This window comes from Shinella sp. WSC3-e (assembly GCF_945994535.1).
Lineage (GTDB): Bacteria > Pseudomonadota > Alphaproteobacteria > Rhizobiales > Rhizobiaceae > Shinella > Shinella yambaruensis.
Window position 1 is genome coordinate 712,646 of record NZ_OZ000531.1, and the last position, 14,817, is coordinate 727,462.

11 protein-coding genes are annotated in these 14,817 nt (G+C 66.1%); 2 read left to right on the forward strand and 9 right to left on the reverse strand.

Features of this window, described 5'->3' with window-relative positions; translation table 11 throughout:
* The first annotated feature begins 450 nt into the window (after positions 1–450).
* Positions 451–1,755, forward strand: a complete 1,305-nt coding sequence (pncB, locus tag AABF56_RS26500; RefSeq protein ID WP_272808081.1) for a nicotinate phosphoribosyltransferase — start codon at positions 451–453, stop codon at positions 1,753–1,755.
* A gap of 53 nt (positions 1,756–1,808) precedes the next feature.
* Here pncB and AABF56_RS26505 read toward each other — a convergent pair whose 3' ends face one another.
* Both AABF56_RS26505 and AABF56_RS26510 read right to left on the reverse strand, forming a co-directional pair.
* A complete protein-coding gene (locus tag AABF56_RS26505; RefSeq protein WP_272808080.1) occupies positions 1,809–2,492 on the reverse strand; it encodes an aspartate/glutamate racemase family protein in 684 nt (227 codons plus the stop codon).
* 7 nt (positions 2,493–2,499) lie between these two features.
* Positions 2,500–3,957, reverse strand: a complete 1,458-nt coding sequence (locus tag AABF56_RS26510; protein ID WP_272808079.1) for an MFS transporter — start codon at positions 3,955–3,957, stop codon at positions 2,500–2,502.
* A gap of 159 nt (positions 3,958–4,116) precedes the next feature.
* Between AABF56_RS26510 and AABF56_RS26515 the strand changes: the two genes are divergently transcribed.
* On the forward strand, positions 4,117–4,959 hold the full coding sequence (locus tag AABF56_RS26515) for a MurR/RpiR family transcriptional regulator (protein WP_272808078.1): 843 nt from the start codon (positions 4,117–4,119) through the stop codon (positions 4,957–4,959).
* 103 nt (positions 4,960–5,062) lie between these two features.
* On the opposite strand, the gene AABF56_RS26520 is transcribed toward AABF56_RS26515, so the two are convergent.
* The 7 genes from AABF56_RS26520 to AABF56_RS26550 all read right to left on the reverse strand — a co-directional run bounded on the left by AABF56_RS26520 (position 5,063) and on the right by AABF56_RS26550 (position 14,800).
* Positions 5,063–5,908, reverse strand: coding sequence for a hypothetical protein (locus tag AABF56_RS26520; protein ID WP_244766088.1), 846 nt, complete (start codon positions 5,906–5,908; stop codon positions 5,063–5,065).
* Positions 5,909–6,054: 146 nt separating this feature from the next.
* The gene (locus AABF56_RS26525) at positions 6,055–7,557 is read right to left on the reverse strand and encodes a GumC family protein (protein WP_272808077.1); all 1,503 of its coding nucleotides are present in this window, start codon (positions 7,555–7,557) and stop codon (positions 6,055–6,057) included.
* An 83-nt stretch (positions 7,558–7,640) separates the two neighbouring features.
* Positions 7,641–8,960 carry an O-antigen ligase family protein gene (locus AABF56_RS26530; RefSeq protein WP_336314400.1) on the reverse strand — a complete coding sequence of 440 codons (1,320 nt, stop codon included), beginning with the start codon at positions 8,958–8,960 and terminating at the stop codon, positions 7,641–7,643.
* An 81-nt stretch (positions 8,961–9,041) separates the two neighbouring features.
* Positions 9,042–10,304, reverse strand: a complete 1,263-nt coding sequence (locus AABF56_RS26535; protein ID WP_272808075.1) for a glycoside hydrolase family 5 protein — start codon at positions 10,302–10,304, stop codon at positions 9,042–9,044.
* A complete protein-coding gene (locus tag AABF56_RS26540) occupies positions 10,301–12,262 on the reverse strand; it encodes an alginate lyase family protein (protein WP_272808074.1) in 1,962 nt (653 codons plus the stop codon). Before AABF56_RS26540 ends, AABF56_RS26535 begins: the two co-directional genes overlap by 4 nt.
* Positions 12,259–13,512, reverse strand: coding sequence for a glycosyltransferase family 4 protein (locus tag AABF56_RS26545; protein WP_272808073.1), 1,254 nt, complete (start codon positions 13,510–13,512; stop codon positions 12,259–12,261). The genes AABF56_RS26540 and AABF56_RS26545 overlap by 4 nt, the downstream gene beginning before the upstream one ends.
* The gene (locus tag AABF56_RS26550) at positions 13,493–14,800 is read right to left on the reverse strand and encodes a nucleotide sugar dehydrogenase (RefSeq protein ID WP_244766082.1); all 1,308 of its coding nucleotides are present in this window, start codon (positions 14,798–14,800) and stop codon (positions 13,493–13,495) included. Before AABF56_RS26550 ends, AABF56_RS26545 begins: the two co-directional genes overlap by 20 nt.
* Between the last annotated feature and the right edge of the window lie 17 nt (positions 14,801–14,817).

A 14,817-nucleotide genomic window follows, 5' to 3' on the forward strand; every position in this document is an offset into this window, starting at 1 on the left:
GCGCTTCATGAACAAGGCGAGAATAAGCCCGGTTTCTCAAGGCATTGCGGACAGATCCGGGTGTTTCGAAATGGTGCGTCCGGGCGCCGTAAAAGCTCCGCTAACCATAAACGCAGAACGTGCAGCCAAGAATGCCGAAGGAACCGAAAACATGCCGGAAGCACAGCCCGACGCCGGGCGTTGCCGGCAGGATCGTGCGGATGCGATGATGCCAAACGTCTTCGGCAACGCGTCCTCCGCCCGACATCGCGCAATCACGTTTTGGACCGCCCTATCAAGCACCAAGCACAAGATGCCCCTGCCACCAATCATGCGTTGCAGACGGGGTGTGATCCCCTCCCCGCACATCGGCAGCGACACCATCAGGTTCGGCCCGCCAAACGACAGGCGCTTTCCGAGGAGGTCGCGGGTGGGCTATACCCGTGTCCAGCATCGTTCAGGAGGAGCCGGATGGCCGTCACCGATTTCGCGACCCGCACCTACGACCACAATTTCCGGCTCGATCCCATCGTGCGCAGCCTGCTCGACACGGATTTCTACAAGCTGCTGATGCTGCAGATGATCCGCCACCTGCATCCGGATGTCGAGGCGACCTTCTCGCTGATCAACCGGACGAAGACCGTGCGACTCGCCGAGATCATCGACGAGGAGGAACTGCGGGCGCAACTCGACCATGCCCGCAGCCTGCGTTTCACCAAGAAGGAACTGATCTGGCTGGCAGGCAACAGTTTTTACGGCAAGGCGCGCATGTTCGGGCCGGATTTCATCGCCTGGCTCGCCGCCTTCCGCCTGCCCGACTACGATCTGCGCAAGGTGGACGGGCAGTATGAGCTGCATTTCGAGGGACCGTGGACGCACACCACCATGTGGGAGATTCCGGCGCTCGTCATCATCAACGAGCTGAAATCGCGCGCGGCAATGCGCGACAAGGGGCTTTTTGCGCTCGACGTGCTCTATGCCCGCGCCAAGGCCCGCCTGTGGGAGAAGGTGGAGCGGCTGCGGCACCTGCCGGATCTCGTCATCTCCGATTTCGGCACCCGCCGCCGGCATGGTTTCCTCTGGCAGCGCTGGTGCGTGGAAGCGCTGAAGGAAGGGCTCGGCGAGCGCTTCATCGGCACCTCCAACGTGCTGCTCGCCATGGATGCCGATCTCGAGGCGATCGGCACCAACGCGCACGAGCTGCCGATGGTCGCCGCCGCGCTGGCCGAGGGCGATACGGCGCTCGCCGCCGCGCCCTACCAGGTGCTGGAGGAATGGCGGCAGCATTATAACGGCAATCTCCTCATCGCCCTGCCCGACGCCTTCGGCACCACCGCCTTCCTCGCCGAGGCGCCGGACTGGGTGGCGGACTGGACCGGTTTCCGCCCGGATAGCGCCCCGCCGATCGCCGGCGGCGAGCAGATCATCCGCTGGTGGCAGGACAAGGGCCGCGATCCGCGGGAAAAGCTGCTGATCTTCTCCGACGGCATGGATGTCGACACGATCGAGGAAACGTACCGGCACTTCCACGGCCGCGTGCGCATGAGCTTCGGCTGGGGCACCAACCTCACCAACGATTTCCGCGGCTGCGATCCGGATGGCGGGACGGGGCTCGACCCGATCTCGCTCGTCTGCAAGGTGACGAGCGCCAATGGCCGGCCGGCGGTCAAGCTTTCGGACAATCCCCTGAAAGCAACCGGCGATCCCGCCGAAATCGAGCGGTATCGCCGGGTTTTCGGTACGAAGGCCGAGCATGCCCGGCCGGTCGAGGTCTAGGGTTCAACGCAATTCCGGACGCAAAACCGCTGTGCAATTTTGCTGGAATGGATTCAGCTTTCCATCGCCTGCGGCGCGTCGCCGGCCTTGCCGATGAGTCCGATGATGCGTTCCACCGCCGAGGGGATCGGCCCGAGCACGGGCTGGTCGAAGCGCGGGCGGAGCTTTTCGGCCGCCTGGCCGAGCGGGCCGCCGCCGATGATGACGGCTTCGGCGCCGTCCTCCTCGATGCAGGCCCGTACCGCCCCGGCCAGCGACTCGCTGAGAAGCGCCGGATCGGCGGCAAGGGCGACGGGGTCGCCCTCGGTGCAGCGGATGCCCCGGTAGAGATGGGCAAGGCCGAGATCGTGCGCCCGCTGGTCGATGGCCTCGACCAGGTCGGGCGTCGAAGTGGCGACGGAAAAGGCGCGGCCGCCCTGCGAGGCCTCGATCATCGAGGCCTCGCAGATGCCGACCACGGGGACGGCGACCTTGCGGCGAAGCTCGGCAAGGCCGGGATCGCCGAAGGCGCTGACGATGATCCCCGCGCAATCCCGCCCGTGCGCGGTGCCGAGCTCCACCACTTCGGCGGCGGAGGCGGCCAGCTGCCCGGGGGTGACGATCATGCCCGGGGCGCGGCGCGCGGTGACGGTCTTCACCACCAGCCGCCCCGCCGCGGAGGCCAGCGCGATGGCGTGCATCATCTCGCTTGTGGCCTCGGAGCTGTTGGGATTGATCAACAGGATATGCGGGGTCATGCTCTCTTCAAGCTCCTGCTTTGGCGGGCTCTGCGACGAGGTTGTCGCTTGCCGTGGCGGTGTCCGCCCGCTGCGTGATGTCTTCCATCGACATGCCGTAGGTTTCCGGCCCGAGGCGGATGCAGATGGCGAAGATGGCGTACATGGCCGCGGCAAGGCCGAACACGCCGCCCATGCCGTAGCTGTCGAACAGGGCACCCGAAATGGTCGGCACGAAGGACCCGGCGGCCGAACCCGTCGCCAGGATGAAGGCGACACCGAAGGCGCGGATGCGGGTCGGGAAGAGTTCCGGCGCATAGATCCAGATCGACGTGTTCAAGAGAAGCACGAAGAACTGGAAGAGCGCGCCGAAGAACAGCACCAGATGGATGGTGGTGCCGAGATACATGATGGCGAGCGCGGCAAGGCAGGCGCAGATGGCACCGACGGTCAGGACGCGCTTGCGCGGGAAGTAGTAGCCGAACATCGAGGCCGCGATGGCGCCGAGCACGCTGCCGCTCTGGATGATCATGCTGTAGAGCAGGCTGCCCTGCAGCGTGTAGCCCATCGAGACGAAGATGACCGGCATCAGCGTCAGGACGGAAAGCTGCGCGCCGTAGCTCATCAGGATGGCGATGGACACCGGCACGATGCGGCCGAGGAACGGCGCGCGGAACAGCTCCTTCCAGGCGCCCTTGGCGCGGGGCGCATCCTGTTCGTTCTCCTTCGAGAGATATTCGCGCACCACGAGGTTCTTCGGCCGGAGCGAGCCGGATTCCAGCACCGAGAGCACCTTGTTCGCCTCGTCGATCCGGCCCTGCGCGGCAAGGAAACGCGGCGTTTCCGGCACGTAGCGACGATAGAAGACGACCAGCAGCGCCGGCAGCGCCAGCGAGGCGAAGAGCCAGCGCCAGCTGTCCTCGCCCGGGAAGATGCTGAAGATCATCAGGCCGTAGACGGGGGCAAGGAAGTTGCCGAAACCGCCCGCGCCGACATTGACGAGCCCGGCCGCCGTTCCGCGGAACTTCGGCGAGCAGAATTCCGACAGCATGGTGACGGCGGTGGAAATCTCGCCGCCGACGCCGAAGCCGACAATGGCGCGGGCGATGCACAGGAACATGAAGTCCGGCGCCAGCGCGCAGGCCGCCGAACCCAGCGAGAACAGCAGCAGGTTGACGGTCAGCATGACACGGCGGCCGTAGCGGTCGCCGAGGATGCCCGAAAGCAGCCGGCCGATGGCCGCACTGCCGAACGTGATCGTGTTCAGGAGGCCGATATCCGTGCCCGTCAGGCCCCAGTGCTCCCTCAGGAGCGGGCCGGACACGCCGATCGTGTTCTGTTCGAAACTGTCGAACAGGCAGCCGATCAGCACCAGCGCGATGATCTGCTTGTGCGCGCGCGTCACCCCGATGCGGGTGAGCGCGCCCTCCAGTTGCCGGATGGCCGGCGATGACGTGCCGGACTGCACCATACCTTCTGCTGCCATAGTCTCCTCCTCTTGGCATCAGCATGAAAATCAATTTTCTTATAATACACATATGAAATCTGTTTTTCAAGAAACTTTGCGCCGCATCCCGCACGGCATTCTTGCGAAGTCCGGCAAGTGCGTTACAAGCTTGATTTCGAAGTGAAAGGGATGGCTCAGATGAGCTCTACGGATCGTTCGTTCCTGTTTCGCGTGCGTGACGCGCTCGATGGCCTGCACCCGGCCGAACGGCGGCTCGGCGAATTCGTCTGCGACTTCCCCGGCGAGCTCGCCAGCTATTCCGCCTCGGAACTGGCCAAGCTCGCGCAGGTCTCCAATGCAACCGTGACGCGTTTCGTCCGCCGCCTCGGCTATGAGAGCTACGAGGAGGCGCGCCGCCATGCGCGCGACGAGCGGGAGACCGGCTCGCGCCTGTTCCTGTCCACCTCCTCGGATGCCGCCGGCGCCCAATCCGTCGGCGCCCATGTCGCGCAGGGCATCGCCAATCTCGAAGGCACGTTTTCCACGATCACCGACGCGCAGGTGGATGCGATCGCCGACGCGATCCTTGGCGCACGCAAGACCTGGGTGCTGGGCTTTCGCAGCAGCCACGCCTTTGCCGAATACCTGCAATGGCAGATGACGCAGGTGGTGGAGAACATCGTCGCCATTCCCGGTGCGGGCCAAACGCTCGGCGAACATCTCGTCAGCGTGACCGACCGGGACGTGGCGATCGTCTTCGGCCTGCGCCGCCGCGTGGCGCAGATGGAGACGATCCTGTCGGCGATCGAGAAGAGCGGCGCGAAGCTGCTCTACCTGACGGACGAAGGCGTCACCCACCGGGCGAGCGCCACCTGGCACTTCCGATGTCAGACGCTGGCGCCCGGGCCGCTGTTCAACCACGTCTCGGTCATGGCGGTCTGCCACCTGATCACGACGCGCGCCATCGAACGCGCCGGCGCTGCCGGCCGCACGCGCCTGCGCGGCATCGAGCGCTTCGGCGATACGCTGGAAGAGCTATAGGCGGCTGGAGCGCGCCGCGCAAAAGTGCAGTGGTTTTGCGATAGCGGCCTGCGAAAAACAAAGAGTCGACGTGCGGGAAGCGAAGCCGGAAGGTCGTAACGCTTCAGACCTTCAGCAGCACGCGTTCGGAATAGAGCTCGTTGATGACCCGCTCGTCCCATTCGCCCTTGACCTGGTAACAAAGGCCACGTTTCCAGACCCAGGCGTGCGGGATGTGCCTGTCCTTTTCCACCTGCAGCGCCAGCAAGGGCACGCCGCGCAGAACCAGCAGGCGCGCAAGCGCGGCCAGGTTGTTGGCGACGAGGTCCATGCTTTCGGCAAAGACGACGCGCGCGAGGGGAACGCGCTTGCGCACGGTCACGTCGAGGACCACCGGATGATAGCGTCCGCCGGCCTCGATCGTCGTCACGATGCAGCCGAGATCGCGGTGCTTGCGCATATCCGGCATCAGCGCCTCGGCGATGGCGCCGGGCGGCACCGCCTCGAACGGGACGAGCCTGTCGCGCTTCCGGCCGACGATGGCAGTCCACGGCAGGGCAAGGAGAAGCACCTTGATATCGAACGAGCGAAAGCCGAGGCGAGCGTTGACATCGGCGGCCACGTCGGTCGGCGTCAGGTCCGTGTAGATCGCCTGCTTGTCCGCGAGCGCCGCGACGATCAGGCGCACGGCGGACCAGCGGTGACTTTCCTCCACATACCAGCTCGAGAGATTGACGATCCGGCGCCCCGTCAGCGTATCGTGCCGGGGGATGGTCAGCAGAATGCCGACGGGCCTTTCCTCCGCCATCAGGAAGGTGCCGACCGAAGGCTGGCCCATGGTCCTGTTGTGGGCGGCCAGCCTGCGCAGCCCGTGCTGCCAGAAGGCGAGCGAACGGGAAGGAAACCCCTTCACCAGAAGTTTCGCGGCGGCCTCCAGCCGGCCCTCATCTATGGCGCGAAGCTTCAACATGTCCTGTATTGGCAACCGGTTCCATACAAGACGGTTCTAGAGGCGATACCTTCTGAAAGCGTAAACCCGGCCAGCACAGCCGGGGTTTATCCGGCTGATGACGACAATGTGAACGCGAATAGGGCAGGCCGGCTGGAGGGCCTGGGCTAACGCTTGGGATGGCCGGTCGATACCTTTGGAGAACCGGAATAGACGATGCGCCGCCTCGGGACCGCCTGGAACACGTCCGCGGGCTTGAGATCGTCCGCCGCCGCGCTTTCGCTGGCAGGAACCTCGCTGTCGACTACCGGGGCGGGCGCCGAATACCGGACGCGAAGCTGGCGCCAGACTTCAGCGACCACGACCAGCAGGACGCCCAGCGCACAGCCGACGAATCCGGCCAGAGCGAGCAGGATCTTCTTTCGCGGCCAGGACGGATATTCGGGCGGCTGCGCCTGACTGATGATACGGGCGACAGGCATGGTGATCTGCTCCAGATTGGCCACCTCCTTCGCCCGGCCCAGCACGTTCTCATAGACCGCACGGGTGGATTTCGCCTCCGTCTCCAGCTCCCGCAGGACGATCAGGTCCTGATCGCTGACATTGGAGGATGTCCGCAGCGTTTCCATCTGGCGCTCGAGATTGGCGACGCGCTGGCGGGCGACGTCCAGCTCCACCTTCTTGCCCTCGCCGATCGCCTGGATCTCGCTGCGGACCAGCGACGAGATACGGGCCACCTCGGCCTTGGCCCGCAGCAGCGAGGGATGTTGCGGCAACAGCGCCGCGGCAAGCGACGCCTCGCTGCGCACGGCGCGGGAATATTCCTCGAGCAACTGCGTGACACGCGGAGAATTGACGACCTCGCCGAGGGCCGTCGGTGCCACCTCCCGCTTGAAGTAGCGCTGGATCTCCTCATTGGCCGCCGTGGCGCTGGCAAGCGCACTGCGGGCCTCGACGAGCTGCGTGTTCAGGCCGCCGAGTTCCTGGCCGACGAGCAGGGTTCCGTCCACCGCGCTTTGCAGCCGCTTTTCGGCGCGAAACTGCTGCACCTTTTCCTCCGCCTCCCGCACGCGCTCGCGCAGGCCGATCAGGCGGCTGTCGATCTGCTCCGCAAGCTGCCGGGAGGAATTCAACTGGAACTGCTGCTGTTCGCGCAGGTAGGATTTTGCCACGGCCTGCGAGAGGTCGGCGGATTTCTGCGCGCTTTGCGATTTGACCCCGATCGAGATGATGTAGGTCGCGCCCTCGCGCGAGACGGTCATGGCTTTTGCAAGCGCTTCCGTGACCTTGCCCACGCGCCGCTCGGGCGTGTCCGCAGCCGCCTCCTTCGCGAATTCGGGGTCCTCGACGAGCTTGTACTCGGTCACCACGGGCTCCAGCACCGCGGCGGACGAGACGATCAGGAGCTGGGTGTCGAGGCCGAGCGCCTCGCTTCCGACCAGCGAAGGCGCGTTGGCGTCCTCGAAAGGCTTGCGGCTGCTCGGATCCACGACGATCCGCGTCCAGGCCGTGTAGATCGGCGGGACGGTGAAGACATAGGCGGCCGTCAGCCCCACGGCGAGGATCGCGACGAGCGCGATGACGGGCAGGCGCTGATACAGTTTGCGCGCAATCGCCCAGGGGTCGATCATCCCGTCGCCGTCTCGGTTTTCAATGGAGGCGTTCGTCATCGACCCGCTCGGTTGAGGTTATGCCGCACCACGCCGTTCCGGCGGCGCACGCGCGAATTTCTTCCTGACTTAATTCATTATGGTTAACGAAGCTTCAAAATCCGGACCGGCGGCTCCCCCTCGCCCCGGCGGCCGGCCTGCGCCCAAGCGCCCACGAGCAGAAAGAGCATCCACACGACGGAATAACCGCGAAACCAGCTGCTCTCCAGAAGGTTGTGGCACAGGGTGACGATCACGATCGACATGAAGAGCCAGGCTTCCGCGATACCGGAGCGCCGGTCGTTGGGCGCACGGCAGACATTGTAGAGAACGCAGGCAAGGAAGGCGACCAGCACCAGCAGCCCCGCCAGGCCGAGCTCCACCGTGACATCGACATAGCCGTTGTGCCCTTGCAACAGGACGGCGACGAAACCCGGGGCTTCGGTCAGAACGATCGATCCCGGGCCGATATCCCAGAACGAACCGTAGCCCTGCCCGAGCACCGGCCTGCGGCTGATCACGTCGCCGAGGAAATCCCAGATGATGGTGCGTCCGGTGAAGGTCGTGTCGTCAAAGAGCAGCATGGAGAGATCGGCGAAGCTGAAATCCACCAGGTTGGTGACGAACAGGCCGACGAAGAGGCAGGCGAGCAGGCCGAAGAAAAGCGGAAACAGCGCGTTGATGCGCAGGAACCGGCTGGCCGCCACCACCGCGAGGGCAAGGAGCGGGATGAGGAGCGCAAGGCCGAGCGAGGTCTTGGACTTGCTGACGACGAGTTCCAGCACGGCGGCCGCCGCCAGGCCGGCCGCGACGAACCGGCCGAGGCCGCCGAGCCGCATCATGCCATAAAGGCAAAAGATGAACCCGTAGGCGACGATGAGGCCGAGTTCGTTCTTGTGCGTGTAGATGCCCTGATGGCCGAGCCTGCCCGCCGGCAGCAGCAGCACGGCGACGAGATTGAGGGCGATGGTGACGAAGAAGACCGCCATGAGGCGGTCGATCTGGGCCCTGCGATCCTCCACGAGGAAGGCCGGGAGCACGAGGGCGGCGACCACGATGAACTGCAGCGTGGCCCGGCGGAACGCGATGGATGGCACCGGCGACCAGAGGATACTGGCGAAGGCGAGCACCATATAGAGGCCGACGATCACCACGAGCGGCTGTTTCAGGGCCTCCTCCAGCCGCGCGAGCCGGTGACGGAAGGCCACCGCGATCGAGCCGAGAAGGAGGAGCCAGAAGACCTGGTTCAGGAGGTTGGAGCTCGACGCCGCAGCCGTCGCCGGGTCATCGACGGCGGGCGCCGTGCGGAACACGAGAAGGGGCATGAGGATCGTTGCATAGCCGACCGCGATCGCCGGGACCCAGCCGAGCAGGCCATCGGAACGCGACCGCTCGCGCGTGACGGCTATCCCGTTTTCCACCACTTCGCTCAACCTGACCCTCGCGCGTTGCGGAGCGTGCCACCCGGACGCGAAAGTGCCGAACGCGCTTTTGCCGGAATGGCTCTAGTTGTGCAGTCCGCTTCGGTCGAGGCCGAGCGCCTGTATCACATCCGGATCGATCTTGCGTGATTCATTGTCAAAAACCAACCCGAAACCGGGATAGCCGTCGCCCGCGTTGTAGTCCCAAAGGGCCCAGCCGAAGCCGTTCGCTTCGGCGGCCTTGCGGACATGCTCCAGCCAGAGGATACGGCCCGGGATTTCCGGCAGGCCCTCCGGCTGGCGGGCGACCCCGAATTCGCCGATGATCAGCCGCGACGGCGCGATCTTCTGCGCGTCGACCCATTGCCGCATGGCGGCAAAATGGCCCTGGACATAGGCGTCGTCCACCAGCGGCGGATCGTCATAATAGTTCGCGATCACGCCCCTCGCCTGCTTGAGCGTGTCGTCCGGCACATCGACGCCGGCGCGCTGGCGCGCCGCGATGAGCTGTTTCGTGCGGGCAAGCGCAACGGCCTTGTCGGCGCCGACGCCGGGATAGGCGAGACCGGACATGTGGCGCAGCGGCGCATTGGCGAAGGGAAGGCCCTGGTGCGTGAAGGGATAGGGTCGATAATAGTGCACGTCGACCAGCGTATTGGCGTCATACGGCTCCATCTCCAGATGGGGCAGTGCGTCGGGCGAGGACCAGCATCCCGTCGTCAGGACCAGCGCGAGATCCGGCGCGATCTCGCGAACGGCCGCATAGAGCAATGGTTGCATCCGCGTCCATTCGTTGGCTGTCGTCAGCCGGCAGTCTTCCTGGGGCTCGTTCATCAACCCGAGTGCCGTCTTGTCCGCCGGCAGGTCGCGCAGATAGCGGGCGAGTTGCTTCAGCCATTCGCCATAGGCGCGGAACGCCGCGCCGTCGGCATCCGCAAGGATCCTCGGCGCCGACCAGTTCGGATCGAAATGATTGGGATGCGCATCGACGAGGACGCCGAAACCGGCGGCCTGCAACCGCCGCACCGTATCGTAGAGCGCGTCGATGAGCAGGCGCCGTTCGGCTTCCGTCACGGCAAGGAAAGGGGCGGGTGCCACCGGCAGGCGGACGAAATCGAAACCGACGGCCCGCAGGCGATGGAGCTCCGCATCGTCGATCCGGGCAAGCGGCCCCTGGAAGGGCGGCCAGAGGAACGCCCCGGGAACCTCAGGATCGTCCATCGGCAGGCTGTGCAGCCGGGCGAGATTGATCCCCCGCCGAAAGGCCGGCGCATCCGCCGCCAGCGTCGCGGTTGCCGCGCCGAAAAGCAGGACGGCCAGCAGGGCGAGAGAGCAAAGACGTTTCACAGCAGCCTCATTTCCGTGCGCATCGTTCCGCCGGGCGGCGCCGAACCGCGGAACACCAGTTGGGCGGAGGGCACCTTCACGCCGAAGCACGGCGAACGCCAGCCGAGCCGCCCGGCCTCCCGTCCGCTCTCCAGCGTGGCCGCCCAGCCTTGCGGCCCGGCAAGCCGCATCAGCGGCAGGCCGTCGGCCACGAAGTCGAAGGTGCCGGGCCGGTCGGTCGCCCGGATGTCGATGCCCTCCCCCGACAGGAAGGAAATCGCGACGGTCTCGGTCGGCGCCGCCGCACCGTCGAGCCGGTCCTCGATATGGAACGTGTCGGCGGAGAGGCGCCGCAGCAGGCGGGCATGCGCAACGCCGAAGCGCGCGCGGTAGCCGTCATGGGCGGCGGCGCAGGAAAAGGCATCGAGGCGCTCGTCGACCGCAAGCCCGCGGGCCTGCGCCTTGGTCTTCCAGTTGAAGGCGCCCGAGACCAGGCTGGAGCTTTCGCCGCCGATCGACAGCGTGTTGTGCAGGGGCGTACCCCGGAAGGCATCGCGCCAGGCGCCGCCGGCGTGATAAAGATAGGTTCCGGCATCCGCAAGCAGCGCCTTGCCGCCGTAGTCGAGCCAGACGGCCAGCGTATCGGCATGGCCGTGCGCGGCGATCGACAGGAAGCCGAGCGGCCCGTGATCCATGGCAAGAACCAGCTGCCGCCCGTGCACCCGGTCGCGCAGCACCGTGTAGCCGCCCTCCGGGAAGGTGCGCACGCCCACGCCCTTCACCGGCGCCAGGCGGCGACCGAAGACGAGATCGCGCAGGTGCGGCGGCGCGGCCGGCGGGGCGATGTCCGGCCGATCGCAGACCGCCGCCGCCGCCGAGACGACGGAGGCGACATAGTGCCGGTCCGCCTCGGGATCGCTGACGATCACGCGGCCCTCGTCGTCGTCGCCGATGCGCGGCACCGCGCCGTTTTCGTCCATGAACCAGGTGAGCGCCTCGCCGACGGCGGCGAGCTTTTGCAGCACGGCCTGCGGCAGCGGATCGTCCGCGGCCTGCCCCACGCGCGCGGCCGTCAGGTAGAGCTCCAGCGTGAAGGCGGTGTAGGTCGGCGATTGCTCGGCGCCGATGCCATCGGCATGGAACTGGCGGTCGGCCTCCTCCGCCAGCACGCGGCGGGCATAGGCGCGCCAGCTCTTCGCCGCCGGCAGGTCGGGGCACGCCGTGGCGATGACATAGAGGCCGACGGCCTCCGCGATCAGGTGGTTGTTTGCCGAGGAGAACCGGGACGGATAGCGCCGGAGCCAGGCGCCGGTCGCGGCGAGGAAGGCGCGGATGGAACGGCGGGCGGCCGGGGAAAAGGCGTCGTCGCCGACCAGCCGTGTCGCGACAAGCACGCTGATGGCGCGCAGGGCCAGCTCGATGCCGGACGGCCAGTTGATGCCGTGGAAGGGCGGATTGTCGGCGATCCAGCCCGCGATCTCGTCCGACACGAACGCGCCGAGCTCCGCCCGGCCCGTGCGCGCGGCAAGCGCTGCGATCGGCTGCAGATATTGCAGCCGGTTGATCTCCCAGACATATTTCACATCGCCATAGACATCGCTATGCCGGTAGTTGATGTCGAAGCAATAGCGGTCCCTCGGCCATTCCCGGCGCGAGCACGGATCGAAATGCCAGAGCGAGGCTTCGCCTGCCGGCGGCCATTCCCGCCCGAGGAAAGGGTGCCGCCGGGCCATCGCCAGCTCCGCGACACGGTCCCAGCGCGCAAGCAGATCAGCATCGGCCAAGGCGGGATCGATGGCGACGGGAAAGACGGGGAGCGGCCCGTCCCCCACATCGAAGCGCGCCCAGCCCGGTTGCGCCAGCCGGGCGGACCGTTTCCTCGCCAGCTCGCCGACCCGGTGCGCCACTTCCGCCGTGGACATGGCGGACAGGCGCCGGGCATACCAGGCGAGGCGGCTCGAAAGGCGGCCGGCCGTCATCGCCCGGCCTTCGCGCCGATCTTCTCGAACAGGCGCTCGTAGGCGGCGAGCAGCACCGGCGCCGAATGCTCCCAGGAGAAGGAGGTGAGGATGCGCTTGCGCCCGAGTTCGCCCATGGCCTCGCGCCGTCCGGGATCGTCGAGCAGCGCCACGATCCTTTCGCCGAAGTCCCGCACGTCGTCGGGCTTCGCATAGAGCGAGGATTCGCCCGCCGACACCCGCCCTTCCCGCGTCTCGAACTGCACGATGGGCTTTTTCAGCGCCATGTATTCGAGGATCTTGTTCATGGTGGAAAGGTCGTTCATCGGCGTGACGCGGTCGGGATTGATGCAGACGTCCGCGGTGTTCAGCATGTCGAGCATGATGTCGTCGGGCGCGCGGCCCGTGAAGGTGAAATAGCGCGACAGGCCGCGTTTCTCCACGGCCTCGATGATCGTCGGCAGCTCCGGGCCGCCGCCGACGATGCCGAAATGGATGTCCGTGCGGTGCAGCGTGTTGACGATGTGGTCGACGGCCTCGACGAGCAGATCCATGCCCTCCTGCTGCCCGATGACCCCGACATAGCCGACGAGAAAAGCAAAGCCCTTCTTCAGTTCCTCTTTCGGCGGACGGATCTGGAGCTTTTCCATCTTCGGCCCCGAGCGCACCACGAACACGTCGTCCGCCGCCATCCCGCCCCGCCGCATGGCGATCTCGCGGTAGGATTCGTTGGTGGCGATGGAGACCGTGGCCGAGCGGAAGGTCAGCCGTTCGAAGAAGCGCGTCACGCGGTGCAGGAAGCCGCGCTTGCCGAACTTCGCCTCGAAGAGTTCCGGGCAGATGTCGTGATGGTCGAACAGGAACTTCACGCCGAACGGCCGGAAGAGCCAGGCGATGAGGAAGATCAGGTCCGGCGGGTTGCAGCCGTGGATCACATGGAACCCGTGCCGGCGGCGGATCTTGAAGGCCAGTCGCGCTTCATGGAAAAGCGCGGAGGAATATTCCCGCAGGTAGCCGAGCGCGCCACGCGCGTCGATCGGCAGCGGGTGGCGATAGATGTGGACGCCCTCCCGCTCCTCGTAAAGCGCCTCGAAACCCTTGCCGGTGGGGCAGATGACCGAAACCGCGTAGCCGGCGGCGCGAAGCGTCGTCGCCTCCGACCAGACGCGGCGGTCGAAGGGCACGGGCAGGTTTTCCACGATGATGAGCACGCGCCGGTCGAACGGCCGGTCGACCGCGGCCTCGACCTCCTTACCAGTTAACACCTTCATAGCGGTCCTCCAGCTCGTTCACATTCTTCAGTCGCACGAGGTCGTAGAGCCGCTGGTCGGGGCGCATTCGTGCAGGAAGGCTCTCGAATTCCGGATCGGCGTTGCCGACGATCAGCACGTCGCCGTGCGCCGCGACCCGGTCGAAATCATCGACGAGGATCGACGAGATATGCGGGATGACGTTCAGGATGTGATCGCGGTTGGCGCCGTAGAGCCGGGCGAAATTGACGAAGCGGTCATAGATGAGGATATCCATCCCCTTGCCGAGCAGGCGCTCCACCAGCGTCACCAGCGGGCTTTCGCGCAGGTCGTCCGTGCCGGATTTGAAGCTGATGCCGAAGATGGAGATCTTGCGCCGGCCATGGGCCATGATCTCGTTGAAGGCGCGGGTGACCTGTTCGTCGTTCGAGCGCAGCAGGCTGTTGAGCAGCGGCAGCTCCAGGTCCAGCTCGCGGCCCTTGTAGGAGAGCGCCCTAACGTCCTTCGGCAGGCACGACCCGCCGAAGGCGAAGCCCGGCATCAGGTAGCGCGGCGAGATGTTGAGCTTCTCGTCCTTGCAGAAGATCTTCATGACCTCGTGGCTGTCGACGCCGACGGCCTTGCCGATATTGCCGATCTCGTTGCCGAAGGCCACCTTGACGGCGTGCCAGGCATTGTCGGCATATTTGACCAGCTCGGCCACGTCGACGGAGGTCAGGAAGCGGGGCGCCTCGATGCCGTCATAGATCGAGGCGATCGTTGCCGCCACGGCTTCGGTCTCGCCGCCGGCGACGATCTTCGGCGGGTTGTCGTAGTCGAAGACCGCGCTGGCCTCACGCAGGAATTCCGGGTTGTTGCCGATGGAGAGCGCGGCATCCTCGCCGGCATGCTGGCGCAGGGTCGGGATGATGAGGTTGCGCATCGTGCCCGGCAGGACCGTTGAGCGGATGACGACCGTATGCGGGCGCTTCTTGCGCGCGACGGCGGCGCCGATCTCCTGGCAGACGCGCACGACGATATCGGTGTCGAGCGAGCCGTTCTTGCGGCTCGGCGTGCCGACGCAGATCAGCGACATGTCCGTGGCGCGCACCGCCTCGTCGACATCGGTGGTCGCGCGCAGCCGGCCGTTCTCGATGCCGGCGCGGATCAGTTCGCCGACGCCCTCCTCGACGACGGGCGAGTTGCCGCTGTTGATGATATCGACCTTGAGCTGCTGGTTGTCGACGCCGATGACGTCATGTCCGTCCCGCGAAAGGCAGGCTGCCGTCACGGCTCCGACATAACCAAGGCCAAATAGCGAAATCTTCATGCGAACCTCTGAAATGG

Coding starts and splice junctions, on each gene's coding strand:
- AABF56_RS26510 (WP_272808079.1), bottom strand. CDS start 3,957: ATGGCAGCAGAAGGTATGGTGCAGTCCGGCACGTCATCGCCGGCCATC.
- AABF56_RS26505 (WP_272808080.1), bottom strand. CDS start 2,492: ATGACCCCGCATATCCTGTTGATCAATCCCAACAGCTCCGAGGCCACA.
- AABF56_RS26550 (WP_244766082.1), bottom strand. CDS start 14,800: ATGAAGATTTCGCTATTTGGCCTTGGTTATGTCGGAGCCGTGACGGCA.
- AABF56_RS26515 (WP_272808078.1), top strand. CDS start 4,117: ATGAGCTCTACGGATCGTTCGTTCCTGTTTCGCGTGCGTGACGCGCTC.
- AABF56_RS26545 (WP_272808073.1), bottom strand. CDS start 13,512: ATGAAGGTGTTAACTGGTAAGGAGGTCGAGGCCGCGGTCGACCGGCCG.
- pncB (WP_272808081.1), top strand. CDS start 451: ATGGCCGTCACCGATTTCGCGACCCGCACCTACGACCACAATTTCCGG.
- AABF56_RS26520 (WP_244766088.1), bottom strand. CDS start 5,908: ATGTTGAAGCTTCGCGCCATAGATGAGGGCCGGCTGGAGGCCGCCGCG.
- AABF56_RS26525 (WP_272808077.1), bottom strand. CDS start 7,557: ATGACGAACGCCTCCATTGAAAACCGAGACGGCGACGGGATGATCGAC.
- AABF56_RS26540 (WP_272808074.1), bottom strand. CDS start 12,262: ATGACGGCCGGCCGCCTTTCGAGCCGCCTCGCCTGGTATGCCCGGCGC.